The organism is Herbaspirillum hiltneri N3, assembly GCF_001267925.1.
GTDB lineage: Bacteria > Pseudomonadota > Gammaproteobacteria > Burkholderiales > Burkholderiaceae_D > Herbaspirillum > Herbaspirillum hiltneri.
In genome coordinates this window covers 2,717,947-2,742,964 of record NZ_CP011409.1, presented here as the reverse complement: position 1 = coordinate 2,742,964, position 25,018 = coordinate 2,717,947, and the positions used below count along the sequence as shown (strand labels likewise).

The following is a 25,018-nucleotide window of genomic DNA, read 5'->3' as shown; positions in this document are numbered from 1 at the left end:
TCAGCCCTGTTCAGCCCTGTTCAGCGCTGCATCGGCGCGCCATCGATTATCTTGTCCTGCGCCTCGGCATCCGCCGGCGTGGATGACGCCGGCGCGACCAGATCCAGCGACGACCGCAGACGCGGCAAGGCTTCCGGATGGTGTTCGGCAATGAAGGCGATCATCGATTCCCGGATCGCGCAGCGCAGGTCGAAGGCGCTGCCCGAATTCTGCGCGCTGACCAGCATGCGTATCTGCATCGCGCGCTCGTTGGAGTCGGTCACCTGCAGCCCGCAGACGCGCCCGTCCCATTGCGGCGCCGCCTTGCAGAGGCGTTCGAACTCGGTCCTCAGCGCCGCCACCGGCACGTTGAAATCCAGCCACAGGAACACCGTGCCGAGGATGGTCGACGAGGTGTGCGTCCAGTTCTCGAAGGGATTCTCGATGAACCATTGCAGCGGCACGATCATGCGCCGCTCATCCCAGATGCGCACCACCACGAAGGTGCCCGTGATTTCTTCCACACGCCCCCATTGGCCGTCGACGATCAGCACGTCGTCGATGCGGATCGGCTGCGAAAACGCAATCTGCAAACCGGCAATAAAGTTGCCCAGCACCGGCCGCGCCGCGATACCGGCGACCAGCCCGGCCACGCCTGCCGAGGCCAGCAGGCTGGCGCCGAACTGGCGCGCGCCCGGCAAGGTCAGCAGCACGAAGGCCAGCCCCAGCAAACCGACGATGAAATACGCGCTGCGCGTGAGCACGCGCGTCTGCGTCAGGATGCGGCGCGCCTTGAGGTTGTCGGCGACGTCATACGGATTGAGTTGGGTGATGGTCGTGCTGATCGACTCGATGCATTTCATCACGCACCAGGTGAGCGCCACGATCAGCGCCACGGTTGACACGTAGGACAGCGAACGCAATCCGGGCGTGTCGTCGGGGGCCGCCGTCAGCACCAGGCGCACGGCAAACAGGACCACGCACACCTGGCTGGCGCGAAATGCGATATGCGTGGCATTAGTGGTGAAGGGCCGGTTGCGCACCAGGCGCCGCAACAGCACGATGCCGATGCGATGCACGATCATCGCCAGCAGGATCGCCAACACGGCGGCGACCACCACGATCAGTCCTGACTGCAGCGGTCCCGGCTGGAGATTGTTGAGATAGGGTATTTCCATAGGCGGCTCCTGTTCATGGTTCTGAAAGGAGATCGCCGGGACGGGAGGTCAGTTCCCCGTTTATGGTGACGGATACTAACGCAACTAATGCGACTACTGCGACGATTGACTGTCTGCCAACATCACCGAACCCTGCTTGCTGACCAGATAAGCCCCCGCCCCGGCCCTGCCCGCGACCACGCGCACCGGTTTGCCGTCGATGAAATGCAAGGCTGCGCCATCGTCGACCGCCACGCCGGCCGGCAGTTTTTCGTCGCGGACGAACGCCTCGAACGCCGGCCGGCGTTCCGGTTCGTGGGAATAATGCGGACAACAGGTACCCCGCAGGAAGCCGAGGCCGTCGAGCGGCGCCAGCACACCGGCGTTGGAGTCGGTGACGCCGTGCTCGAACCAGCACATCGCGCCGGCGCTCACGCCGGCCAGCACGGTGCCGCTCTGCAGCGCTTCCTTGAGGATTGCCGGAAAACCGTATTCACGCCACACAGCCAGCATGCTCTTGGTGTTGCCGCCGCCGACGAAGATCACATCCTGCGCCATCGCCCATTCGCGCAGGTCCGGTGTGCGATCGAAGAAGGGCAAATGCGTCGGCATGCAATCGAGCGCCGCGAAACGTGCATAGAATTTGAGGAGATAAGCCGGCGCATCGCCGCTGGCGGTCGGCACGAAGCCGATGCGAGGATGTGCGGTGCGGGCTTGCCTGAGGATGTATTCGTCGAGAGATGGATCGCTCTCCGTCGAAAAACCGCCGCCGCCGAGTGTGATGATTTGCTGTTTCATATTGTTGTGGCTACTGCATGTAATACGAAATAATACGAAATAATACGAAATTTGGAACGATCGTAATAATGCCATGCAAAAAGCCTCATATATTGCGCTGCAACCTTAAAAATGCAAAAAAGCCGGAAGTTCTCACTTCCGGCTTTTCCCTTGTTTGCAAAACATCAACTCCACGCGTCAGGCGTTCTTCCATTCCGCGCTGCGCTTCTGCAGGAAGGCATTGACGCCCTCTTTCTGGTCTTCGGTGCTGAACAGATCGAGGAACAGTTCGCGCTCCACCGGCAGGTTGGCCATCGGCGGCTGGTGACGCGCGCCCTGGATCAGCTTCTTGCTGGCGGCCACGCTGGACGGGCTTTGCTTGTCGACCAGCTTCGCCAGCGCCAGCGCACGCTGCCTGGCTTGTCCCTTCTCCACCACTTCTTCCACCAGGCCGATGCGCAGAGCCGTCTCGGCGGTGACGCGTTCGCCGCACAGGATCATGCGCTTGGCCCAGCCTTCGCCGACCAGCAGGGGCAGCAACTGCGTGCCGCCGGCGCAGGGCAATAGCCCCACCGCCGCTTCCGGCAAGGCCATCTGCGCCTGCGTCTCGGCGATGCGGATGTCGCAGGCCAGCGCACATTCGAGACCGCCACCCATCGCGTAGCCGTTGATGGCGGCAATCGAGACGCCGCGGAACTGGCTCAGCGTCTCGAACGCTTCGCCGAAACGGCGCGCCATTTCACGCGCCAACGCCTTGTCGCCGTCGGCAAACAGTTTCAGGTCGGCGCCGGCGGAAAAGAACTTCTCACCCTCGCCCGTCACCACCAGGCTGTAGATGTCGCGGTCTTCGTTGAGATCCGTCACGAGGCGCTTGAGATCGACCAGCCCTTCGCGCGTCCAGGTGTTGGCGGGCGGGTTGGCGAGCGTGACGATGGCGGTGTGGCCGTCTTTTTCGAGGCGCAGGTTGGCGTAGCTGGTGGAACCGGTCATCGGATGTCCTCGTTGGATTCGTTGTTGAGCAGATGGCGCGCGATGATCACGCGCATGATTTCATTGGTGCCTTCCAGGATCTGGTGCACGCGCACGTCGCGGAAATAGCGTTCCAGCGGATATTCGCGGATGTAGCCGTAGCCGCCGTGGATCTGCAGTGCTTCATTGCAGATCTTGAAGCCGAGATCGGTGGCGAAGCGTTTGGCCATGGCGCAATACGTGGTGGCGTTGGGCGATTTGGAGTCGAGCTTGACGGCAGCCAGGCGCACCATCTGGCGCGCAGCGACCAGCTCGGTCTGCATGTCGGCCAGCTTGAATTGCAGCGCCTGGAAGTCGGCGAGCGGACGGCCGAACTGCTTGCGTTCCTTCATGTAGGCGTGCGCTGCATCGAGCGCCGCCTGCGCCGCGCCGACCGAACAGGTGGCGATGTTGATGCGGCCGCCGTCGAGTCCCTTCATGGCGAACTTGAAGCCCTCGCCTTCGGCGCCGAGCAGATGATTGGCCGGCACCTTGACATTGTCGAAACTGATGGTGCGCGTCGGCTGGCTGTTCCAGCCCATCTTGACTTCCTTCTTGCCGTAGCTGATGCCGGGCGTATTGGCCGGCACCACGATGGCGGAGACGCCCTTGGCGCCGTCGCCGCCGGTGCGCGCCATGAGCACCAGCACATCGGTCGCGCCCGCGCCTGAGATGAACGCCTTGGAACCGTTGATGATGTAATGGCCATCGACCAGTTTGGCAGTGGTCTTCAGCGAAGCGGCGTCGGACCCGGAACCGGGTTCGGTGAGGCAGTAGGAGCCGATCTTCTTGCCCGCGGCGAGGTCGCCGCACCAGGCGGCCTTGACTTCCGGCGTGGCCCACGAGGCGATCATCCAGCTCACCATGTTGTGAATGGTCAGGAATGCCGCCGTCGAGGGACAGGCATGCGCCAGTTCCTCGAACACCACGGTGGCGTCGAGACGCGAGAGTCCCATGCCGCCGACTTCTTCCGGCGTATACAGCGCGCAGAAACCGAGTTCCCCGGCCTTGGCGATGACGTCGACGGGGAAATGCGATTCCTCGTCCCAGCGGGCCGCATGCGGCGCCATCTCGCCGGCGGCGAAATCGCGCGCGCTGGCCTGGAAGGCCAACTGGTCTTCGTTCAGTTCAAAATCCATGCTTGTCTCCTGTGAGCTATCTTGTCTTGTTTGGCAAAAGACTAACGCAAAAGCGGCGCCGATGATGTCGCCTGGGCGACATTGGGGCCGGGCTGTCCATGGCAGTCATTGTGCACGAAATGGGGATAAGGGCTGGATGTCCGGTGCGGGGCGCGCGGTGTGCAGCAATCCCAAACTGCTTTGCATCTCTGCACACCGTGCATCCTGCCGGATCAGGCCGCCGCGATGGTCGCGACGTTGATCTTTTGCACTAGGCCGGAAACCGGCGTTGCAGCGACAGCGGCATACTGCGCCAGCAATTCATCCTGCTTGCCGCGCACCTGCACCAGCGCCTTGTCCTTGACGTGACCGTAGCCGCGGATCTGCTCCGGTAACTGCGCAATCTCGACGGCCAGCGCCAGCTTGTCGGCGTTCAGGCCATCGAGCAGCGTGCTTACCGTGGCCCGGTATTCCGCGATCAGGCTGCGCTCGGTCTTGCGCTCCGCGGTGTAGCCGAAGACATCGAAAGCGCCGCCGCGCAGTCCCTTGAACTTCGCCAGCAATTTGAACGCCGACATCATCCAGGAACCATACTTCGCCTTGACCAGGCGGCCTTGCGCATCTTTTTTGGAGAACAGCGGCGGCGCCAGGTTGAAGCTCAGCGAGAAGTCACCTTCGAACTGCTGCTTCAGTTGTTCCACGAAGCGGCCGTCGGTGTACAGGCGGGCGACTTCGTATTCGTCCTTGTAGGCCATCAGCTTGGACAAATTGCGCGCCACCGCCATGGTGAGCTTGTCGCCGAGATTCAAGGCGGCTTCCTTCGCGCGCACCTGCTCGACGAAACCGGCGAAAGATTCCGCGTAAGCCGCATCCTGATAGTCGGTCAGGAAAGCCACGCGGCGCTTGATCAGCTTGTCCAGCGTTTCCGGCATGCGGATCACCACCGGTTGCGCCGGCACCGCAATGCGTTCCACGCGCGCCAGGTCGACGGCGGCGCGGCGGCCCCACAGGAAGCTGGTCTTGTTGGACTCGACGGCGACGCCGTTCATCTCGATGGCGCGCAGCAAGGCGGCTTCTGTCAGCGGCAATTCGCCACGCTGGTAGGCGTAGCCCAGCATGAACAGGTTGGTCGCGATCGAGTCGCCCATCAGCGCCGTCGCCAGGCGCGTGGCGTCGATGAAGTCGGCCTGCTGGTCGACCGACTCGCCGATCAGCGCCTTGACGTCTTCAAACGGAAATTGCCAGTCGGGATTCTTGGCGAACTGCCCCGGCGGTTGCTGATGCACGTTGACGACGGCGCGGGTGCGGCCCGGACGCATCTTGGAAATCGCATCGTGCGAACCGGCGGTCAGCATGTCGCAGCCGAGGATCAGGTCGGCTTCGCCGGTGGCGATGCGCTGGGCGCGGATCGCCTGCGGCGTGCGCGCGATGCGTACGTGCGAAGTCACAGAACCGTTCTTTTGCGACATGCCGGTCATGTCCAGCACCGACGCGCCCTTGCCTTCCAGGTGCGCCGCCATGCCCATCAGGGCGCCGATGGTGATGACGCCGGTGCCGCCGATGCCGTTGATGAGGATGTTGAACGGCGTGTCGCAGGATGGGATGGCCGGTTCCGGCAGCAAGCCAAAGTCGTCCGCGCCGTCCTTCTTGATAACGCCAGTCTTGGACTTCTTGAGCTTGCCGCCGCTGACGGTGACGAAGCTCGGGCAAAATCCCTTGACGCAGGAATAGTCCTTGTTGCACGAGGACTGGTCGATGGCGCGCTTGCGGCCGAACTCGGTTTCCAGCGGCAGGATCGAGGTGCAGTTCGATTGCACGCCGCAGTCGCCGCAGCCTTCGCAGACGGCTTCGTTGATGAACAGGCGCTGATCCGGGTCGGGATATTCGCCTTTTTTACGGCGGCGACGCTTCTCGGCAGCGCAGGTCTGGTCGTAGATGATCACGGTCACGCCCGGCAACTCGCGCATCTCCCGTTGCACCGCCTCCATGTCCTTGCGGTCGTGGATGGTGACCAGATCCGGCAAATTGGAGCGATCGCTGTAGCGGCTGATGTCTTCGCTCACCAGCGCGATGCGCCGGATGCCTTCGGCCGCCATCTGCTGCGCGATCATCGGCACCGAGGTGGTGCCGTCGACCGGCTGGCCGCCGGTCATCGCCACCGCATCGTTGTAGAGGATCTTGTAGGTCATGTTGACGTTGGCGGCGACTGCCGCGCGAATCGCCAGGTAACCCGAATGGAAATAGGTGCCGTCGCCAAGGTTGGCGAACACGTGCGGCACTTGCGAAAACGGCGCCTGGCCGATCCAGGGGCCGCCCTCGCCGCCCATGTGCGTGGTCAGCTTGTTGAACTCGGGATAGATGGCGGTGGCCATCACGTGGCAACCGATGCCGGCCAGCGCGAAGCTGCCTTCCGGCACCTTGGTCGAGGTGTTGTGCGGGCAGCCCGAGCAGTAATAGGCCGGCCGCGGCGGCGTGCTGACCGCCTTGTTCAGCACCGCATCCTTGGCGTCGAGGAAAGCCAGGCGCGCCTTGATCAGGTCGCTGGTGTGGAAACGGGCGATGCGCGCGGCGATCACGCGCGCGATCTGCGCCACCGAGAAATCGGCCTTGGAGGTCAGCAGCCATTCGCCGCGCGGCGCTACCCACTCGCCCTTTTCGTCGAACTTGCCGATCACGCGCGGCCGCACATCGTCGCGCCAATTGTAGAGCTGTTCCTTGAGCTGGTATTCGACCATCTGGCGCTTCTCTTCCACCACCAGGATTTCATCGAGGCCTTGGGCGAATTCGCGCACGCCTTCCGGCTCCAGCGGCCACGGCATCGACACCTTGAACAGGCGCAGGCCGATCTCGGCGGCGAAGTCTTCATCGATACCGAGTTCGCTCAGCGCTTCGAGCACGTCGAGGTAGGACTTGCCCGAGGCAATGATGCCCAGCCGCGCCTTGGGGCTGTCGATCATCACACGGTTGAGCTTGTTCGCGCGCGCGTAGGCGAGCGCGGCATAGATCTTGTAATCCTGCATCAGCGCTTCCTGCTTGCGCGCCTGCACGCCCAGCGTGTCGGTCGACAAGCGGGCGTTGAGGCCGCCTTCGGGCATGGCGAAGTCGGCCGGATAGGTAATCTCGACGCGGAACGGATCGGCATCCACCGAGGCGCTCGACTCGACGGTGTCGGCCAGCGCCTTGAAGCCCACCGTACAGCCGGAGAAACGCGACATGGCCCAGCCGTGCAGGCCGAGGTCGAGATATTCCTGCACGTTGCAGGGATACAGCATCGGAATCATCGATGCCGAGAAAATATGGTCGGACTGGTGCGGCAACGTCGACGAATACGCGCCGTGGTCATCCCCCGCCACCAGCAGGACGCCGCCTTTGGCCGAGGTGCCGGCATGGTTCATGTGCTTGAGCACGTCGCCGCAGCGATCCACGCCGGGGCCCTTGCCGTACCACATGGCGAACACGCCGTCGACCTTGGCCGGGCCGATCAGGTCGACCTGCTGCGTGCCCCAGACGGCGGTGGCCGCCATGTCTTCATTGGTGCCGGGCTGGAACCTGATCTTGTGCGCGTCGAGATGCGGCTGCGCCTTCCAGAGGGCTTCGTCGAGTCCGCCCAGCGGCGAGCCGCGATAGCCGGAAATGAAGCCCGCGGTGTTGAGCCCGGCTTTCTGGTCGCGCAGATACTGCAGCAGCGGCAAGCGCACCAGCGCCTGGATGCCGGACAAAAAGATCGAACCCGAAGTTGCGGTGTATTTGTCGTCGAGACTGACCGTCGCGAGCGGTGCAGCCCCCGAGACGGGAGTGGATGCTGAAGTTGCTGCTGAATTTTCTGCTGTGGTTGCTACCTTTTGCACTGCCCGCCCCGACCGGTCAGGGGCTGACAATTCAACAGGCTCGGCTGCCGAACGGTATTCCATGTACGTCTCCAAAATGGTTATTCAGATATCGCCTGCCGTTACTGCACCGGGTACGATGCGTTACTGCCAGACAAAGCGGCCGTGGTAGCGGCCTTCACAACAATCCGTCCTCCGAAACTGCTGTGACTGAAGTCTATTCTCTTAAGACAAGATCAAGGAAATACGGATTGTCGATAGGGGTATAAGTTTTAAATATGCCCCTGCCCGCACCTGTCTGCGCTTGTCCGCTTGGGGAAGCCCGGGCTGCCATTGCCGTCAATCAATGATAGGATCTCAACGTCGCCGTCGCTGAACCGGCGGGCATCTTCATCAACATCAACAAGATCAAGTCATGAAACGAGTCATCACCTGCATCCTCATCGGCGTCGTCCTCTACTTCCTGCTGCCGGTCATCACCAAGTTCATCCCGCAATATCGCCTGGCCGTCTGGTCGATCACGGCCGCGCTGGTGTCCTTCATCGTGACCGCGGGCATGGACCGGGTTTAAGACCGGGACTTTCTTGGAAGACCATCTCTTCGCGGACGTGGACGCGCTGGCCGCGTTCATCGCGCCGCATCGCCGTGTACTGGTCCTGAGCGGCGCCGGCATCAGCACGGCCTCCGGCATTCCCGATTATCGCGACGCCAACGGCGTGCGGCGCGGCAAGGCGCCGATGGAAGGTCCGGCCTTCCGCAGTTCGGAAGCGATGCGCCGGCGTTATTGGGCGCGCAGCATGATCGGCTGGCCCAAGCTGGCGGGAACAACGCCAAACGCCGGCCACCGCGCATTGGCGGCGCTGGAAATTGCAGGCAAGATCTCCACCATCCTCACGCAAAACGTCGACGGCCTGCACCAGCAGGCCGGCAGCAGCGACGTCATCGAATTGCACGGCAACATCCATCGCGTGGTCTGCCTCGATTGCGGCGCCACGCATACGCGCCGCAGCGTGCAGGACTTGCTGGAACTCGCCAATCCCGAACTGGCCGCCAGCGATGCGGCGGCCCTGCCCGACGGCGATGCAGATCTGGAAACGGCCGCCCTGGCCGGCTTCCATGTGCCGCCTTGCCCGGTGTGCGGCGGCATGCTGCAACCCGACGTGGTGTTTTTCGGCGACGGCGTGCCGCGTGCGCGCAGCGAAGCGGCCGAGCGCGCGGTGGCGGCGGCCGATGCGGTGCTGGTGGTGGGGTCGTCGCTGGTGGTGTTTTCGGGATACCGTTTTTGCCGCATGGCTGCAGAAGCCGGAAAACCGATCGCCGCCATCAACCGCGGCGTCACGCGCGCCGATCCTTTGCTGGCGATCAAATCCGAGGAGGCAGCGGAGTTGCTGCTGCCTTTGCTGGCGGATCGCCTGGGGTCAGCACAGGCTTAGGACCTCAGATGCGCTCGCGCCGATAACCGCCCATCACGCCCTTCTTCGACAACACCCACTGCCACAGCTGGATGTCGCGTGCGCGGAATGCCCCGGCGCAGGACAGCAGGTAATAACGCCACATGCGGCGGAAACGCGCCCCCAGTTGCGCCTCGAAACGCGGCCACGCCGCTTCGAAATTGCTGTGCCAGGCCATCAGCGTCTTGTCGTAGTCGGCGCCGAAGTTGTGCAGATCCTCCACCACGAACAGATGATCGAAGGCGTCGCCCATCTGACCGATGGACGGCAGATCGCCATTGGGGAAAATGTATTTGTCGATCCATGGATCGGGCGAGGACTTGCGCTGGTTCTTGCCGATGGTGTGCAGCAGGAACAGGCCGTCGTCGGCCAGGCAGCGATGCGCGACTTCCATGTAGGTGCGGTAGTTGCGACGGCCCACATGTTCGAACATGCCGATGCTGACGATGGCGTCGAAGCGTTCGTTGAGTTCGCGGTAGTCCTGCAGGCGGAAGTCGAGCGGCAGGTGCCCGTGACGCTCTTTCGCCAGCGCGATCTGTTCCTTGGAAATGCTCACTCCCACCGCTTCAATGCCGTAGCGCTCGGCGGCAAAAGCCATGAAGCTGCCCCAGCCGCAGCCGATATCGAGCACGCGCATGCCGGGCTTCAGTTTCAGCTTGCGGCAAATCAGGTCGAGCTTGGCTTCCTGCGCTTCTTCCAGCGTGGTTGCGGTGTTCCAGTAGCCACAGGTGTAGGTCATGCGCGAATCGAGCATCGCCGCGTAGAAATCGTTGCCGAGGTCATAGTGCATTTCGCCGACCATGCGCGAGCGTTTGAGGTTCTGGCGATTCATGAATTTCGCGGCCAGCACGTGACCTACCAGCCGCAGGGGCTTGATGTTGTCGGTCAGTCGCGTGCGCAACAGCCGCGAGAAAAATTCGTCCAGCTGTTCGGCGTCCCAGTCGCCATCCATGTATGCCTCACCGAGGCCGAGGTTGGCTTGCGCAAAGGCGCGTTCGGGCACGCCGGCGCGATGCAGCTGGATATCCCAGGGATTATTGCCGTTGATGCGGATACCGCCGTGGCCGAGCATCTCGGCGAGTGCGCGAAAAATTGCTGAGTCTTGTTGTGGTGCGGCGGGCGAGCTGATGGTGGAGGCATTCGAAGACATGTGCTGCGTTCCTGTTTGATGAGTTGAGGGGCGAGTGCGCTGCTCGGGCAACGTCGAATCTTTCTGCAAGTCATGTCCTGAAAGATAAATCAGACGAAAGTCTTTTGCACAATTGATTAAATGTTTTAAATCAATTGACGATTGCTATCACTTTTCAACAAGCATGAAACCGCCCTCAACTCCGCGCCCTGCGGGCCTCGGCGCACGGGCCACCGAACCTGCCGATCATTTTTCAACGCGTTTTCATGCGTCCCCCGACACCCCGGGTTATTCTTACGACAATTTCCTTTCCGCCAACGGCGGGCCGGATCACACCCCGGCTCGTCACGCCCAACTCACCCCGACGTCCACATGACCAGACAAGCACCAAAGCAAATGGAACCCGACAGCGCCGTCTACAAAACCCTCCTTGAATCGACCAAGGCAATCCCCTGGAAAATCGACTGGGCCACCATGAAGTTTGCCTACGTCGGTCCGCAGATCGAAGCGCTGCTGGGCTGGGCCCCTGAGAGCTGGGTGTCGGTGGAAGACTGGGCCATGCGCATCCATGCAGAAGATCGTGAAGGCGTGGTGAATTTTTGCGTGGCGCAGTCGAAGGCCGGCGTCGACCACGAAGCCGACTACCGCGCCATCACGCGGGACGGCGAACATGTCTGGATTCGCGACGTGGTGCACGTGGTGCGCAAACCGGACGGCGAAGTGGAAGCGCTGATCGGCTTCATGTTCGACATCACCGAGCGCAAGAAGAACGAAGCGCGCCTGGCGGAGCTGCAGAAAGAACTGGAAGCGCTGTCCTACCGCGACGGCCTCACCAACGTCGCCAACCGCCGCATGTTCGATTCGGCGCTGGAAGTGGAATGGGCCAACGCCGTCAGGAACCGCACACCGCTGTCGGTGATCATGCTCGACATCGATTACTTCAAGCAGTACAACGACCATTACGGCCACATCCGCGGCGACGCCTGCCTCAAGCAGATCGCCGGCGCGCTTGGTGCGGCCGCCACGCGCACGCGCGACTTCTTCGCGCGCTACGGCGGTGAAGAGTTCGTGCTGATCTTGCCAGAGACCGATCGCGCCTCCGGCCTGAAAGTGGCGCAGCGCTGCCGCAAGCTGGTGCTGAAAGAAAAAATCCCGCACGAAAAATCGCAGGTCGACAGCGTCGTCACCATCAGCCTGGGCATGGCGACCATCGTGCCGTCGCGCCAGGACCAGCACATCGATTTCATGGAAACCGTCGACAAGCGCCTGTACATGGCCAAGCAGCGCGGACGCAATTGCATCGTCGCCGAAGACTGATTCTTCCTCGACGGCCCTCCTTCGGCTTGCATGGCATGGCCGTCTTGTTCACGGTGCGCCGCCGGGCTTACACCGCCGACGGCGTGCCGATCAGGATATCTTCGTAGAAGGCGCCGACCGCCTCGGTCGGGTGGCGCAGCTGGATTTCCAGCACCCAGACGGCGTCGCCCGGCACGATTTCCATCTCGGCCAGCTTGGCCGGACCGAATAGCGCATGGGGGAAGTCGGACACCCGATGTCCCGCCAGGTTGCGTTCCAGCAGCCAGCCGCCGCGCGCTGCCGCAGCCTCGGCAAAATCGTACAGCTCGCGTCCTGTGAGGCCGGTGCGCCAGGCATCGCGGGTCTCGCTGAAGACATCGCGCGCCGCCTGCGCGCAAGCGCGATGCAGGCCATCGTCGCCGAACACGATGGTGTCGCCGAAATCGCCTTCATAGCCATCCCACACCGGACCGAGATCGACCACCGCGATGTCGGCGGCGCGCAGCCTGCGTTCCTTGTCCACGCCCTCGCGCGGCGTCCTGACCGTGTCGTCGCCGAAGCGGATATAGGTCGGATGCCAGGTATGCGACGAACCCATCGCGCGAAGATGATCGTTCGCCATCGTCACGGCCTCAGCGGTGGTCATGCCCACGCGCAGCTTGCCGACGATCTGCGCCAGCGCGCGGATGGATTGTTCGCGCGCCGCCAGCATGCCATCGAGCGAATACCTGGGGCCGACGCGTTCCCACACCGGATCGAAACCGCCGCGCGCCATCGGCGCCGTGCTGGCGCCAGACGGCACGAACGCTTCCGCAATAAAGTGATGCCCCGCCACGCCCAGCGCCAGGCAGCGTTCGCGCACGGCCGCCACCATTGCCGGATTGCCGCAGGCGTAGGCGCGCACGCCCGGCCAGGCGTGATCGCCGGCAGCAGCGACGTCCTGCACATAACCTTGCTGCACGCCTGCTTCGATGTGTTCCGCCTGCGGGATGACGCCGGTCCAGGTGAAGCGGGCGTCGCTCCCGGCAAGCCGGTCGAGGAATTCCCGGTCATAGAAATCATCGGCGCGGGCGCCGCCCCAATACAAATTCACGGGCGACATATCCCCTCTCGCCGTCGCCTCGGCGAGCGCCGCCAGCAGAATCGGCTTGATCCCGGCATAGCCGGTACCGGTCGCGAACAGCAGCAAGGCCGAACGTTCGCCGGTTTGCCAGGTGCAGGCGCCGAAGCCGCCTTCCACGCTGAGCACATCGCCGACGGCAAGGCGGTCGAGCATGCTTTCCGAAAAACGTCCCCCGGCCACGCGCCGGATATGGAAGACCAGCTTGCCGCCATCGTCGGCGGGAATGTTGGCGACCGAAAAGCAGCGGCTGCTGCCGTCGTCGAGATAGACCTTCACATATTGCCCGGCGCGGATCGGCATCGCCGCTGCGCCCTGCAGCACCAGCCGCACCACGTTCGGCGTCAGCAACCGCTTTTCCAGCACCTGTGCTTCAAAGCGCGACGCCTGCGCCTCCGGTGACCAGCCCGGAATGTCGATGCGCATGTCGCTGCAGGCGCGGTTGCGGCACAACAGCATCTCGTCGTGCGCCAGCGGATACGGGGTACCCAGGGCCACGTACGGCTCGGTCTCGTGACGGCCGACCAGCACCCTGACCTTGCACGATCCGCATTCGCCGCGACGGCAGGAAAAGGGAATGGACACGCCCTGCGCCAGCGCCGCATCGAGCAACAGTTCGTCGCCCGCGGCGAAGGTCTTGCCGGATGGGTCCAGCGTGATGGTGTGCTTGCCGTGCTTGCCGTACATTTTGTCCTCGTTGCCTGTCGGATTGAAATGGGTCGATGACGAGGATTGTGGCGTTAGAATAGGACCATTGAAACCTCCAGATTTGAACGATTCACATGGTCCAGATGAGAAAATGGCGTCCCCTGCTCGATCTCGACGCCGACGGTTCCGCGCAAAAAGCCTCCTATCGCAAGATCGTCGACGGACTTGCCAACGCCATCCGCAGCGGCCACCTGGAGCCCGGCGCGGCCTTGCCCGGTACGCGCGAGCTGGCTGATATCCTCGACGTCAATCGCAAGACCGTGATCCTGGCCTACGAAGAAGCGATCATCAAAGGCTGGCTGGTCAGCGAACCGCGCCGCGGCACCTTCGTCAATGCGCTGTTCGCCGACCAGGCCATGACGCCCGCCAGGACATTGCAATCGAAACGCGCCGCCAATGCCGGCGACATGTTTGCGCCCGATTTCATGGCGCCTGCACTGCCGCCGTATTTCGACGATCTCTACGTCCCCGCCGTGCGTGCCGGCCGCACGCGCGACACCATGTATTTCGACAACGGCGCACCCGATCACCGGCTGCTGCCGCAAGCCGTGCTGCATCGCTATTACCGCAACGCCATGAAGACCGCCTTCAGATCCAGCTGGGTCAAATACGGCAACCTCGAATCGGCGGCGCAGCTGCGCACGGCATTGGCCGAGATGCTGCGCGCCACGCGCGGACTGACCGCCGGCCCGGCCAACATCTGTCTCACGCAAGGCACGCAGATGGCGCTGCACCTGGCTGCCGGTGCATTGATCCGTCCCGGCGACGTGGTGCTGGTGGAGCGGCTCAGCTATCCGCCGGCCTGGGCCATCTTCCGTGCGCTGGGTGCGCAGATCGAAGTCATCGACGTCGACTGCGACGGTTGCCGCGTGGACCAGATCGAGGCGCTATGTTCGAAGAAAACTGTGCGGCTGATCTACCTGACGCCGCATCATCAGTTCCCGACCACGGTCAGCCTGCGCGCCGATCGCCGCCAGAAACTGCTGGCGCTGGCGCGGCAGCATCGCTTTACCATCATCGAGGAAGACTACGACCACGAATACCACTTCGAAGGCCGCCCTTACCTGCCGCTGGCCAGCGACGCCGGCCAGCGCAGCGTCATCTACATCGGCTCCCTGTCCAAGCTGCTGGGGTCGTCGTTCCGCTGCGGCTTCATCGTCGCGCCGGAAAACCTGATCGAGGCGCTGGGCAAGAATCAGCTGCTGATTTCCACCCACGGCGACGCCGTCATGCAAAAGATGCTGGCCGACCTGATCGCCGACGGCGAATTGCGCAAGCATCTGCGCCGCGCCGCCAAGCTGTATCGCGCGCGCAAGGACGCGTTGATGGAGTCCTTGCAGGATCGTTTCGGCGAACGCGTCACGCTGCGCAATCCCGAGGGCGGACTTGCGCTGTGGGTGACCTTCCGCGAGGATATCGACGTCGACGCCATGGTGCGGCATGCCGCCGGCGTGCAACTGTTCGTTCGCAGCGGCCGCCAGTTCTCGCCGCTGGACCAGCCGGTCAACGGCCTGCGATTGGGATTTGCGTCGATGACGCCGGATGAGCTGGCGCTGGCGGTGGGACGCCTGCACGAAGCTTCGCTCAGGAAATCCTAGTCCAGCAGCCCCGGCAATTCCGCCAGGAAGGCGTCGCGGGCACGCACGCCGGCGCTGATCTTTTCTTCTTTCTCTTCCTGGGCCAGGCGCACGATCACGCGCGTCTTCGCGTCCTTGGTGACCCAACCGATGAACCAGCCGTAGAAATGCGCCTTGTCGTAACCGCCGTCAGGCGTACGCGGCATGGCGGCGCCGGTCTTGCCGTGGAGCTCCCAGCCGTCCGCCAGCGGCGGCATCAGCGTGATGCGCGAGGTCATCTCCATCGCGTGGACGCTGACCGGCAAGCTGCGGTTGACCAGCTTACTCAAGAATTGCGCCTGTTCGTCCGGAGAAATCCGGATCGACGAACTGATCCAGGCGCGGTCCAGCGCATTGTTCTTGTCCTTGTCGCCGTGCACGTCACGGTTGCCGTAGCTGAACTTGTCGACATAGGCCTTGAACTTCGCCGCGCCGAGCGCATGCGTGACCTGCTGCGAGTACCACACCACCGAATACTTTATCCACGCCGCCGGATCGATGGTGTCGCGCCAGGCCGGATTGCCCCAATAGGTGTAGCCCTCGCGGAACGGGATGGCCGGCGCATGCTCGTCCTTGAGGAAACCGGCGTCGTAGCCCATCAGCGCAATCGGAATCTTGAAGGTCGAAGCCGGCGTCACGCGCGTGGCGCAATCGCCCTCGCGCACCAACGCCTTGCCGCTCGCCGGATCGACGATGAGCGTGCACAGCGTGCGCGCCTCGGTCTCGGACACGAACAGCGAAGCGCCTATCGCAAACAAGGCGGCGATCAGATACATCATGGGATTTCCTTCATGGACGAGTTCTTGCGCGGCAAGTGTAATGATTCCGCGCAACGAGAACAAACCAGCTTTCGTGAAGGCTGGCATCAGCTTTTCTGATGCCATTGAAGGAGATGATGCAGGCGTGCGCTATTCGTTCTTCTGCGGCTGCGCGATGGTGCGCAGCTGGAAACGGCCGTTGTTGTTGAACAGCCAGGTCTCCGACAATTCCACCCGGCCGCCGCTCAGCAAGGCCGCCGGCGGTTTGGGGAACGGCGCAGTGCTGCGCAAGGTGGCCAGCGCAGTGGCTTCGCTGGCCTTGTCCTTGTTGGTGCGCACCACTTCGCTGCGCACCAGGTTGCCATCCTTGTCGACCACGTACTTGATCACGATGACGGAGCGCAGCAGGGCTTGCGGGCGTTCGACGTGGACCTTGAGCGAGTTGACCTGGGAAATGCGGCGCGCCAGATCTTCCTTGTAGGCGTCCAGCGAGTCGGCCGTGGAGGTGCCGTCGGGCGTGGTTTTCACCTGCTCGATGATTTCCTTGGCGGTGGCGTCGCGGTTGGCCTGGGTATCGGGCTTTTGCGCCGAACAGCCGGCCAGCAGCGCGGTGCCGACGCTTACCAGTGCAGCGGCGGCTTTCATCGATGACTTGTTCAAGGAGTAATCCATGGCAAAGGGAAGATGGGAAGCGTCATGAAGGGTCGTCTCAGAAAACGGAATTAGCCAAGCATGCCATGCGATTGAGGTGTTCTATCTGCCCAGCTACCGCCCCGAACTCAACCCCGAAGATACGGTCAACGCCGACATCAAGCAAGTGGAGAATGAAGATCGTGCTAGCGCCGGGCAAGTGAACAATGTGAACACTGACTGACAAACTGTGAAGTAGTCGTTCCCGTTGTTGCTGGAACGACTACACATGGGACATCGGATGGATAGCATGTCAGACACATTTCTACGGCAAAAATACAGCACGCGGCATCAGATACCCGCCGCCTTCGCGCAAGGTACCGGACTGTGTAGCAACATAGCCACTGCACAATACACCTGCATCCTCATCCTTTTGCACTGGAAAGAGTGGCTGACCATGAGCGTCTCGCGTCAACAGAGCAGCTTCGTCGTCAGTAAAGGCGCCACGCCGCTGTAACGACTCCATTTCCTCCAAGCCACTATTGAACCGCGCATTCTCCGCCTGCTGGGCCAACGCAGCCTTGTCGTCCAGAATTGTCTGCAGCGCAGGATTTTTTTCCTTGGCTTTCTGGAAGTTCTGCCAGACCTGATAGTTGTAGTGGTCATTCTTCGACGGCGGCTTGGTTTGCCAAGTGCGCAGCTTTTCGGCCTTCTCTTCCGCGCTGACGTAGCCGCCCAGATAGAACCCTGCCAGCGCATCGTGCACCTGCTCTTCCAGCAAACCGATGCCGTCGTCTCTCAACAGTCCGCGTCGTTCTTCGAATACCGCCAACGCCAGGGCTTCAGTGGCGTCGGGCTCTTGGCGCATATCTGCGCGCAGTAACTGTTCTCGGTTGGCGATGTGTTCGTTACCCGGCTCAAAAAATTTTATTTCATCGCCGTTGGCCCTGTACATCCGTGGACGTCCACCCTTGGCGCGTTCGCGCAGCAGTGCCATGTCGCTCTGGAGCAGTGCATCGTAGCTGACCATGTCTTGCTGTTCTTGCGGCGTGGCGCGTTGACAGGCCGGTAGTTGCGCCATGCGGCCCAGCCAGCGAGAACGAAAACGGTAGTACAGGCGCAGATGTTCGCGCACCTTGCTTTCATAGGTACCGGCGAAATCCCCTCCCGCCATGTAGGCGTTCCAGTTGGCCGCCAGTTCGGGGCTGAGGGCGTAGTCATTTTGCAGACGCGCATCCATCTGGTGATAAGACACCAGAGGAACACCCGCCAGGCGCGCGATCTTCTGCATATGCAGCAGCGGCACCTGCGACACCATCTGTCCGACCGTCATGCCACGGCCTTGCTCCCTGGGGCAGTAGCCGCCGCCGACATCGGCATGCACGCCGGGATACAGCACCTCCTCTACGTTGTTACCCTGGACGCGCGTGACGGGGAAGTTCATGCGCTGCTCATGCGCGGCAATGTAGTGCACGGTTTGCTTGACCAGCGCGGGCAGCGGCGTCAAGGTCTCCGCCGCCCAGCTGAAGTGGCCATCGATGAAGCGGAACGGCGTAGTTTGCGCCACCGAATGCGGCAGCCCGACCGAGGCGACGGAGTCGAACAGGCCGAGGAAGTTGATCTGGATGGGCATGCCGGCCAGGGTGGACTTGCCTTCCAGCGTGGCATCGAGCCAGTAGCAGAAGCTGCGGGCTTCAATCGCCCCGCGCGAAAACCCGAACACGGCCACACGTATCATAGGAATGCGCGGCCGGATGATGATGTCGCGCCGGGCTTGCAGCCTGTCGTTCAATTCGTCGCGCAGTTGCGTAAACCAGCGTCTGCGGCGTTCGTGCTGGGGGTACTCCTTGTCGTAGTTGTTGTCGACGTCGCGGACGTAGCTTTTTAGTTTGGCGGTGAGCTCGCTGTCAGTGAACAATCGAGTACCGTCATTAAATGCCTGATACACCGCATTATAAACTTGCAAAATTCCAAACAGAATCCGTGCCTGCCCACCTTTGCCCATGGCCTTACCTTCCTGGGTCTCTTTCCATTCCTGATTCTCGGGAAAGCGTGTGCCGACGCCCGGGATATAGAAGCGGAAGCAGCTGGAATCCTTGAGATAACCGTCGCCTTTTATATCCTTGTGGGCATTGAACAGTTTGACGATGTTGGTATGCGTCTGATTCGGTTCATCCCTGTATTTGTTGTTGCTGGTGCCGTCGAAGAACAGGCCGATCCTGACCATCTTTTGGCAAGGCGGCAGAGGGTTGCCGCTTGGTGTGTATTCTTTCGGCGCTCTGAGTAAATCCTTCAGGGCGATTTCTTGCGCTTCCGTTACCGTCATTTCTGTTTCGGGATCTGCGGCAATCTCTAGTGGCGCGGCGTAGATTGGGGCACTCATGGTTATTGCTCCTCCGGTGGGGGAATAAGGGCATCTTCTGGAATGGGATGTTTCGGGCTTTCCGGTGCATATCTCGCAGACGACACTACCCTCACTTGATCATTTGAAAAAAAATGTACCGTTATCGTCCCAGCTTCGCCATACCGCATGATATTGGTCGTCTTTTCATGCCAGCTATCCACACCTTTGATCGGACGATTCCACCGCACTTTGACTTTCATCCCCGGAAACCAGGTCTTGGGCAAAGCGTAGCCGGCGGCGATGATACCGCCACAACTGGCGCCGCCTGCCATCCGGCCGCCTATCGGGCCGCTATGCACTGGCTCTTCGATGGCAAAAGAATGGATGTAGCCCGTGCCATGTGTGACGCAGGAGATCGACACGTATTCTTCGGGTATGTAGACGTATGGTTTTGTTTCTTTTTTAGTCTCCACTATCGGCACAGTCGCAGTGCAAGCCGCTAAAACAGCCATGCCAATAAGTAGCGTTAATCTTTTAATCATCATCTCGTTTCCTTTGTGAATTCGCTCATTCACGCCATCGCGGCCGCTATTCCTTGCGTTTTATACACGTCAAGCATGATCGTCATTTCATTGATATTTCGCACAGTTAAGCTACGCCGGGCAAGAGCTCTACGATCCTGCGCGTCTTTAATATGACGTTGATCCATCTGCGCGAGTGCAGTTTTTATTTTTGCAAATAGCGTGGATATTTTTTCGTGTTGATACAATTTCGTCGCTCTGTCGACCACTTCAGCCAGAATTTCATCCGATTCAGCGCTATCGACCAATGCAACAAACTGCACTTCGGTGAAGGGTATGCAATCAACGTCGCCATAGTCCGGTGTCGCGTACAGCGCAGCGTCGCGGCAGGCACCGGTGATGGTGGTGACGCCTCCTTGACGGTCGATGGTGTGCCATGCAGTAACGCCACTCAATATGGCTGCACGCTGGTCCGCGTCGAACACCTCCAGAATGTCCGGCAAACCGACGCTGTCGGCAAACCTAAGAGGCAACACCAGCGTATCCGGCGTCTCTATCTGGCTAAAACGCACCAGGTGTTTTTGCAAGGCGAACAAATCTAGCGGACTTTGGATGAACGTGATCATAGGCTTGCCGCCGGTTCTGGCAAGCAGGTTTTCGAACAGGCGCATACGGTTGTCATGCTCAACGATCACTAAAAACGGCGCACACTCTTCCAGCGCTTCGAGACGAGACTCTGTATAGATCGAGCGCACGTAATGCACCTTGACGGCCTGACTTTGTTGCCATAGCAACGCACTGCCCCAGGCATCGTCAAACGCGCCGTCAATCCGGGCGTAGGTATGGAGTGGTGTATCGACCTGTTGCCGGTGCGCTTGTTCGGTTGCATGCAGTGCCGCATCCAGCAGCGCTGGCAGATTGTCTTGGTGAGGGTCAACGCCGAAGAACATGGTGCTTCCTTTCGATGAAATTAGTCGCGTCTCAAATATTAGGAGCCGACGTTTTCGCACGTGCGTGTAAAGCGGCCTTCATGCACTCCTTACACACACTCTTAGGCACTGCGGCAAGGTCGAAGGCAAGGTATGGTGTTGTTTACTTCGTCGCTTCTGTGACCGCGATACTCGCATTGCAGGAGGCTAGCGCAGCGATACTGGCCAGAAGCAGTAGTTTTACAATCGTCATATTTTGCTCAGGAATGGTCACCACATGCAGCCTGTCAATGTCTGCGAAGATGCGGGAGCTGTAAATATGCGAGGGACCAGAAGACGAAAAAATCGTGGAAAGTCGTTAAATACGGAAGAGGAATTTTCATCTTCTATCAGATGAATTCGCCGCTTGTCTCGCCTTGCAGCGAATTACTTGCCAAAAACACTACATCCATAACTTTAATCTATGGATTAAATCCATTCCATATATAGCGTCGCAACTGTCATCCAGCGGTCATATTAGCTACGTAATATCCGCTCACTTTCTGGCCGAACCCGGCATAGTCCTGATGAAAGAGCGCGATGCCCTCTCCGTTGTCCGTCACTGCCCCTGCATCCACAGCCGCCGCTGAGGCGATCTCTCCGACCTCCGCGACTTTTCTGTCGATCCGCAATATCAGCAAACGCTTCGGCGCCTTTACCGCGCTCGACAATGTCTCGCTCGACGTGCGCCAGGGTGAAATGGTCTGCCTGCTGGGACCGTCCGGCTGCGGCAAGACTACCCTGCTGCGCACCATCGCCGGTCTCGAGAAACAGGACGACGGCGCCATCCATGCCCACGGCGCGGACATCTCGCACCTGCCGCCGCAATCGCGCGACTACGGCATCCTGTTCCAGTCGTATGCGCTGTTCCCCAATCTGACGGTGGCGCAAAACGTCGCCTACGGCCTCAATGCGCGCCGCCTGTCGCGCCCGCAGATGCAGCAGCGCGTGGCCGAGATGCTGGACATGATCGGCCTGTCCGGCAGCGACAGGAAGTATCCCGGCCAGCTGTCGGGCGGCCAGCAGCAGCGCGTGGCGCTGGCGCGCGCACTGGCGCCCTCGCCTTCGCTGCTGCTGCTCGACGAGCCGCTGTCGGCGCTCGATGCGCAGGTGCGCGAACACCTGCAACTGGAAATCCGCCGCCTGCAAAAGCAGTTCAACATCACCACGCTGATGGTCACGCATGATCAGGAAGAAGCGATGGTCATGTCGGACCGCATCGCCATCATGCAGCACGGCCGCATCGAACAATTCGACACGCCGGACCGCATCTACCGCCACCCGGCCACACCTTTCGTCGCCGACTTCATCGGCCAGGCCAATTGGCTGCCGTTCCGGCGCCTGTCGCCGCATCAGGTCAGCGTCGGCGCGCTCACGCTGACGGTCGACGAGGCGCCGCGTCAGCACATGGGCAACAACGACAACGGTCGTCTGTTCTGCCGTCCGGAAGCGGTCGACATGCTGCCGGCCGCCGACGCGTCGAACCGGTTTTCGGCGCGTGTGGTCGATCAGATTTATCTCGGCGACCGCTACCGCATGATGCTGGAGCTCGACGAACTGCCGGGCCAGCGCCTGATGGCCGACGTCACCAACGACGTGCGCGCACGCTTGCCGGAGGTCTCCGCCCAGCGCATGTGGATCTCCTTGCCGCAACACTCGCTGCATCTGTTTGCCTGAGTCCGGCATGAACACTTCCGTCCAGGCGCCACCGCTCGCTGTCTCACCGGCTTCCGTCTCCAGGCCGGCGTCGACCTTCAATCGCGACACGGCGACCGCGAACGGCTTGAAATACTTCCTGCTGCTCCTGCTGGTGCTGGCCTTGGCCTTGCCGCTGGCGGCCGTGCTCGGCCAGGCGCTGCTCGACCGCAATGGCGCGTGGGCCGGCCTGGCGCCGTGGAGCAAGCTGATCTCCAATCCGAACTTCTTCTCCATGGTCGCGCGCAGCGTCGGCGTGTCGGCTGCGACCGCTTTGCTGGTGGTGCCGCTGGCCTACCTGTTCGCCTACGGGTTGCAACGCACGCTGGCGCCGTTCAAGGGCCTGTGGCGCGCGATCGCGCTGCTGCCGCTGCTGGCGCCGTCGCTGCTGCCGGGCATTGCGCTGATCTACCTGTTCGGCAACCAGGGACTGTTCAAGGAATGGATGAACGGCAGCATCTACGGCTTCTGGGGCATCTTGCTGGGCGAGGCCTTTTATACCTTCCCGCATGCGCTGATGATCCTGCTGTCGGCGCTGTCGCTGGCCGATGCGCGCCTGTACGACGCTGCGTCGGCGATGGGCGCGGGCAGCTGGAAAACCTTCCGCACCGTGACGCTGCCCGCCACGCGCTACGGCATCTTCGGCGCATTCTGCCTGGTGTTCACGCTGGCGATCACCGACTTCGGCGTGCCGAAGATCGTCGGCGGCGCTTTCAGCGTGCTGGCCGTGGAGGCCTACAAGGCAGTGGTCGGGCAGCAGCAATTTGACCGCGGTGCGCTGATCGGCCTGCTGTTGCTGATCCCGGCATTGCTGAGTTTCTGCATCGACGGCTGGCTGCAAAAACGCCAGCGCGCCCAGATGAGCAGCCGCGCCGAAGTGCTGACGCCGCGCCGCCGGTGGCGCCGGGATACGGTCTATACCGTGCTCCTGCTGGCCATCAGCGCGGCCTTGCTGCTGATGATCGCGGTGGCCGTCGGCGCTTCACTGGTCAAGCTGTGGCCGTACAACCTCAAACTCACGCTGATGCACTACGACTTCGACAACATGGACGGCGGCGGCTGGCTGGCCTATTGGAACAGCCTGCGCCTGGCCATCGGCACCAGCATCGCCGGCACGATCGTGATCTTCACCGGCGCCTGGCTGATGGAGAAGACGCGCGGCAATCGCCTGCTCGACAATGCGCTGCGCTTCCTGAGCTTCCTGCCGATGGCGGTGCCGGGTCTGGTGCTGGGGCTGGGCTTCGTGTTCTTCTTCAATCATCCGGCCAACCCGCTGAACTTCCTGTACAGCAGCATGGCGATCCTGATCCTGTGTTCGGTGATGCATTTCTACACCACCGGCCACCTCACCGCCGTCACCGCGCTCAAGCAGATCGATCCCGAATTCGAAGCCGCCTCGGCTTCGCTCAAGGTGCCGCTGCTGCGCACCTACCTGCGCATTACCGTGCCGCTGTGCCTGCCGGCCGTGCTGGAGATTTTCCGCTACCTGTTCGTGTCGTCGATGACGACGGTGTCGGCGGTGATCTTCCTCTATAGCCCCAACACCGTGCTGGCCGCGATCGCCGTGCTGAACATGGACGACGCCGGCGATGTCGGCCCGGCCGCGGCGATGTCCACGCTGATCCTGCTGACCTCGATTGCGGTATCGCTGCTGATGCACTGGGGCCTGGGCTACTGGGTGCGTCGCGCCCAGGCCTGGCGCAGCGCCGGTAAAAAACACTGATTTGCATTGATTCCCTGTTCGTCGTTTTACTTTTCCATCACAAGAAAGCAACCATGAAACCTACAACCATTCTGAAACTGCTTGCTTCCGTACTGGGTGCAGGCGCCCTGCTGTCGGCACACGCGGCGACCACGCTGACCGTCTACACCGCGCTTGAGGCGGACCAGATCAAGGCTTATCAGGCCGAGTTCGAAAAGAGCAATCCGGACATCGAAATCAAATGGGTGCGCGATTCCACCGGCATCGTCACCGCCAAGCTGCTGGCTGAAAAAGCCAATCCGAAGGCCGACGTGATCTGGGGCCTGGCTGCATCCAGCCTGGCGATCCTCGACAAGGAAGGCATGCTGACGCCTTACGCGCCGAAGAATCTGTCGAACATCGAAGCCAAGTACCGCAGCCCGGCCAATCCGCCGGCATGGGTCGGCATGGACGTGTGGGGTTCGGCGATCTGCTTCAACACCGTCGAAGCACAAAAGCAAGGTCTGCCGAAGCCGACTTCGTGGGCCGACCTGACCAAGCCGATCTACGCCGGCAAGATCGTCATGCCGCATCCGGCTTCCTCCGGCACCGGCTACCTCGATGTCACGGCCTGGATCCAGATGATGGGCGAAGACAAGGCATGGGCTTACATGGACGCGCTGCACAAAAACATCGGCCAGTACACCCACTCCGGCTCCAAGCCATGCAAGTCGGCTGCTACCGGCGAATTCCCGATCGGCATCGCGTTTGAATATCGCGCCGTGAAGACCAAGAAGGAAGGCGCGCCGATCGACATCATCCTGCCGTCGGAAGGCCTGGGCTGGGATCTGGAAGCGACCGCCATCGTCAAGGGCACCAAGAACCTCGACGCCGCCAAGCGCCTGGCTGATTTCTCCGCCAGCAAGGACGCCATGATGCAGTACGAAAAGAACTTTGCCGTGCTGGCCGTGCCGGGCATCGCCAAGCCTGATCCGCTGCTGCCTGCCGACTACGAAAAACGCCTGACCAAGAACGACTTTGCCTGGACCAGCAGCAACCGCGACCGCATCCTGACCGAGTGGAGCAAGCGTTACGAAAGCAAGGCTGAGAAGAAACAATAAGCAGCGATCGCAGCAATAGCAGCACTAGCAAATAGCAGCAGCAAGCAACAACATGCAGACCTGCCGCCCGCCCCATCCAGGGTGCGGGCGGTACTGAACAGAAGAACGCGGAGC

Annotated in this window: 19 protein-coding genes; 7 read left to right on the top strand and 12 right to left on the bottom strand. The window is 61.6% G+C overall.

Annotated features, from left to right (window positions below):
• Positions 1-20 precede the first annotated feature (20 nt).
• The 5 genes from F506_RS12440 to F506_RS12420 form a co-directional block, all read right to left on the bottom strand.
• Positions 21-1,157 (bottom strand): mechanosensitive ion channel family protein, encoded by a 1,137-nt coding sequence (locus F506_RS12440; protein ID WP_053197890.1) that lies wholly within the window; start codon positions 1,155-1,157, stop codon positions 21-23.
• Between the two features lie 93 nt (positions 1,158-1,250).
• Complete coding sequence (locus F506_RS12435; protein ID WP_053197888.1) at positions 1,251-1,934, bottom strand: Type 1 glutamine amidotransferase-like domain-containing protein; 684 nt, start codon at positions 1,932-1,934, stop codon at positions 1,251-1,253.
• Between the two features lie 177 nt (positions 1,935-2,111).
• Positions 2,112-2,903 carry an enoyl-CoA hydratase gene (locus F506_RS12430; RefSeq protein ID WP_053197886.1) on the bottom strand — a complete coding sequence of 264 codons (792 nt, stop codon included), beginning with the start codon at positions 2,901-2,903 and terminating at the stop codon, positions 2,112-2,114.
• A complete protein-coding gene (locus F506_RS12425; RefSeq protein ID WP_053197884.1) occupies positions 2,900-4,060 on the bottom strand; it encodes an acyl-CoA dehydrogenase family protein in 1,161 nt (386 codons plus the stop codon). Before F506_RS12425 ends, F506_RS12430 begins: the two co-directional genes overlap by 4 nt.
• Before the next feature lie 212 nt (positions 4,061-4,272).
• Positions 4,273-7,950: an indolepyruvate ferredoxin oxidoreductase family protein gene (locus F506_RS12420; protein ID WP_053197882.1), complete on the bottom strand. Its 3,678-nt coding sequence runs from the start codon at positions 7,948-7,950 to the stop codon at positions 4,273-4,275.
• A gap of 331 nt (positions 7,951-8,281) precedes the next feature.
• On the opposite strand from F506_RS12420, the gene F506_RS23490 reads away from it, so the two are divergent.
• Positions 8,282-8,437, top strand: a complete 156-nt coding sequence (locus F506_RS23490; protein ID WP_167552701.1) for a hypothetical protein — start codon at positions 8,282-8,284, stop codon at positions 8,435-8,437.
• 13 nt (positions 8,438-8,450) lie between these two features.
• The gene (locus F506_RS12415) at positions 8,451-9,299 is read left to right on the top strand and encodes an NAD-dependent protein deacetylase (protein WP_053196781.1); all 849 of its coding nucleotides are present in this window, start codon (positions 8,451-8,453) and stop codon (positions 9,297-9,299) included.
• A 4-nt stretch (positions 9,300-9,303) separates the two neighbouring features.
• Here the strand turns inward: F506_RS12415 and cfa are convergent, their stop codons facing one another.
• The gene (cfa, locus tag F506_RS12410; RefSeq protein WP_053196779.1) at positions 9,304-10,467 is read right to left on the bottom strand and encodes a cyclopropane fatty acyl phospholipid synthase; all 1,164 of its coding nucleotides are present in this window, start codon (positions 10,465-10,467) and stop codon (positions 9,304-9,306) included.
• Between the two features lie 375 nt (positions 10,468-10,842).
• Here cfa and F506_RS12405 point away from each other — a divergent pair, with 375 nt between their 5' ends.
• Complete coding sequence (locus F506_RS12405; RefSeq protein WP_144424046.1) at positions 10,843-11,763, top strand: GGDEF domain-containing protein; 921 nt, start codon at positions 10,843-10,845, stop codon at positions 11,761-11,763.
• A gap of 67 nt (positions 11,764-11,830) precedes the next feature.
• Here the strand turns inward: F506_RS12405 and F506_RS12400 are convergent, their stop codons facing one another.
• Positions 11,831-13,549 (bottom strand): NAD(P)H dependent flavin oxidoreductase family protein, encoded by a 1,719-nt coding sequence (locus F506_RS12400; protein ID WP_053197878.1) that lies wholly within the window; start codon positions 13,547-13,549, stop codon positions 11,831-11,833.
• Between the two features lie 95 nt (positions 13,550-13,644).
• On the opposite strand from F506_RS12400, the gene pdxR reads away from it, so the two are divergent.
• Positions 13,645-15,168 (top strand): MocR-like pyridoxine biosynthesis transcription factor PdxR, encoded by a 1,524-nt coding sequence (pdxR, locus tag F506_RS12395; protein ID WP_053197876.1) that lies wholly within the window; start codon positions 13,645-13,647, stop codon positions 15,166-15,168.
• Here the strand turns inward: pdxR and blaOXA are convergent.
• From blaOXA to F506_RS12370, 5 genes are all read right to left on the bottom strand, one after another.
• On the bottom strand, positions 15,165-15,965 hold the full coding sequence (blaOXA, locus tag F506_RS12390; RefSeq protein ID WP_053197873.1) for a class D beta-lactamase: 801 nt from the start codon (positions 15,963-15,965) through the stop codon (positions 15,165-15,167). The two genes, pdxR and blaOXA, sit on opposite strands and share 4 nt — an antisense overlap.
• Positions 15,966-16,094: 129 nt before the next feature.
• Positions 16,095-16,589, bottom strand: a complete 495-nt coding sequence (locus tag F506_RS12385) for an energy transducer TonB family protein (RefSeq protein ID WP_053201545.1) — start codon at positions 16,587-16,589, stop codon at positions 16,095-16,097.
• Between the two features lie 310 nt (positions 16,590-16,899).
• Positions 16,900-18,957 (bottom strand): T6SS phospholipase effector Tle1-like catalytic domain-containing protein, encoded by a 2,058-nt coding sequence (locus F506_RS12380; RefSeq protein ID WP_235471141.1) that lies wholly within the window; start codon positions 18,955-18,957, stop codon positions 16,900-16,902.
• Positions 18,958-18,959: 2 nt separating this feature from the next.
• On the bottom strand, positions 18,960-19,463 hold the full coding sequence (locus F506_RS12375; RefSeq protein WP_053197869.1) for a DUF3304 domain-containing protein: 504 nt from the start codon (positions 19,461-19,463) through the stop codon (positions 18,960-18,962).
• A 26-nt stretch (positions 19,464-19,489) separates the two neighbouring features.
• Positions 19,490-20,389: a DUF4123 domain-containing protein gene (locus F506_RS12370; RefSeq protein ID WP_053197867.1), complete on the bottom strand. Its 900-nt coding sequence runs from the start codon at positions 20,387-20,389 to the stop codon at positions 19,490-19,492.
• 558 nt (positions 20,390-20,947) lie between these two features.
• Here F506_RS12370 and F506_RS12365 point away from each other — a divergent pair.
• The 3 genes from F506_RS12365 to F506_RS12355 are packed head-to-tail and all read left to right on the top strand — an operon-like array spanning position 20,948 to position 24,904.
• Positions 20,948-22,084 carry a putative 2-aminoethylphosphonate ABC transporter ATP-binding protein gene (locus F506_RS12365; protein ID WP_235471140.1) on the top strand — a complete coding sequence of 379 codons (1,137 nt, stop codon included), beginning with the start codon at positions 20,948-20,950 and terminating at the stop codon, positions 22,082-22,084.
• A 7-nt stretch (positions 22,085-22,091) separates the two neighbouring features.
• Positions 22,092-23,825, top strand: a complete 1,734-nt coding sequence (locus F506_RS12360) for a putative 2-aminoethylphosphonate ABC transporter permease subunit (protein WP_053197865.1) — start codon at positions 22,092-22,094, stop codon at positions 23,823-23,825.
• A gap of 53 nt (positions 23,826-23,878) precedes the next feature.
• A complete protein-coding gene (locus tag F506_RS12355) occupies positions 23,879-24,904 on the top strand; it encodes a putative 2-aminoethylphosphonate ABC transporter substrate-binding protein (RefSeq protein WP_053197863.1) in 1,026 nt (341 codons plus the stop codon).
• Positions 24,905-25,018 lie beyond the last annotated feature (114 nt).

Bases quoted from the DNA above. Each gene is read 5' to 3' on its own strand.
- F506_RS12385 (WP_053201545.1), bottom strand. From the start codon at position 16,589: ATGAAAGCCGCCGCTGCACTGGTAAGCGTCGGCACCGCGCTGCTGGCC.
- F506_RS12360 (WP_053197865.1), top strand. From the start codon at position 22,092: ATGAACACTTCCGTCCAGGCGCCACCGCTCGCTGTCTCACCGGCTTCC.
- F506_RS12430 (WP_053197886.1), bottom strand. From the start codon at position 2,903: ATGACCGGTTCCACCAGCTACGCCAACCTGCGCCTCGAAAAAGACGGC.
- F506_RS23490 (WP_167552701.1), top strand. From the start codon at position 8,282: ATGAAACGAGTCATCACCTGCATCCTCATCGGCGTCGTCCTCTACTTC.
- cfa (WP_053196779.1), bottom strand. From the start codon at position 10,467: ATGTCTTCGAATGCCTCCACCATCAGCTCGCCCGCCGCACCACAACAA.
- F506_RS12405 (WP_144424046.1), top strand. From the start codon at position 10,843: ATGGAACCCGACAGCGCCGTCTACAAAACCCTCCTTGAATCGACCAAG.
- pdxR (WP_053197876.1), top strand. From the start codon at position 13,645: ATGGTCCAGATGAGAAAATGGCGTCCCCTGCTCGATCTCGACGCCGAC.
- blaOXA (WP_053197873.1), bottom strand. From the start codon at position 15,965: ATGATGTATCTGATCGCCGCCTTGTTTGCGATAGGCGCTTCGCTGTTC.
- F506_RS12375 (WP_053197869.1), bottom strand. From the start codon at position 19,463: ATGATGATTAAAAGATTAACGCTACTTATTGGCATGGCTGTTTTAGCG.
- F506_RS12400 (WP_053197878.1), bottom strand. From the start codon at position 13,549: ATGTACGGCAAGCACGGCAAGCACACCATCACGCTGGACCCATCCGGC.
- F506_RS12365 (WP_235471140.1), top strand. From the start codon at position 20,948: ATGCCCTCTCCGTTGTCCGTCACTGCCCCTGCATCCACAGCCGCCGCT.
- F506_RS12380 (WP_235471141.1), bottom strand. From the start codon at position 18,957: ATGAGTGCCCCAATCTACGCCGCGCCACTAGAGATTGCCGCAGATCCC.
- F506_RS12435 (WP_053197888.1), bottom strand. From the start codon at position 1,934: ATGAAACAGCAAATCATCACACTCGGCGGCGGCGGTTTTTCGACGGAG.
- F506_RS12370 (WP_053197867.1), bottom strand. From the start codon at position 20,389: ATGTTCTTCGGCGTTGACCCTCACCAAGACAATCTGCCAGCGCTGCTG.
- F506_RS12420 (WP_053197882.1), bottom strand. From the start codon at position 7,950: ATGGAATACCGTTCGGCAGCCGAGCCTGTTGAATTGTCAGCCCCTGAC.
- F506_RS12355 (WP_053197863.1), top strand. From the start codon at position 23,879: ATGAAACCTACAACCATTCTGAAACTGCTTGCTTCCGTACTGGGTGCA.
- F506_RS12440 (WP_053197890.1), bottom strand. From the start codon at position 1,157: ATGGAAATACCCTATCTCAACAATCTCCAGCCGGGACCGCTGCAGTCA.
- F506_RS12425 (WP_053197884.1), bottom strand. From the start codon at position 4,060: ATGGATTTTGAACTGAACGAAGACCAGTTGGCCTTCCAGGCCAGCGCG.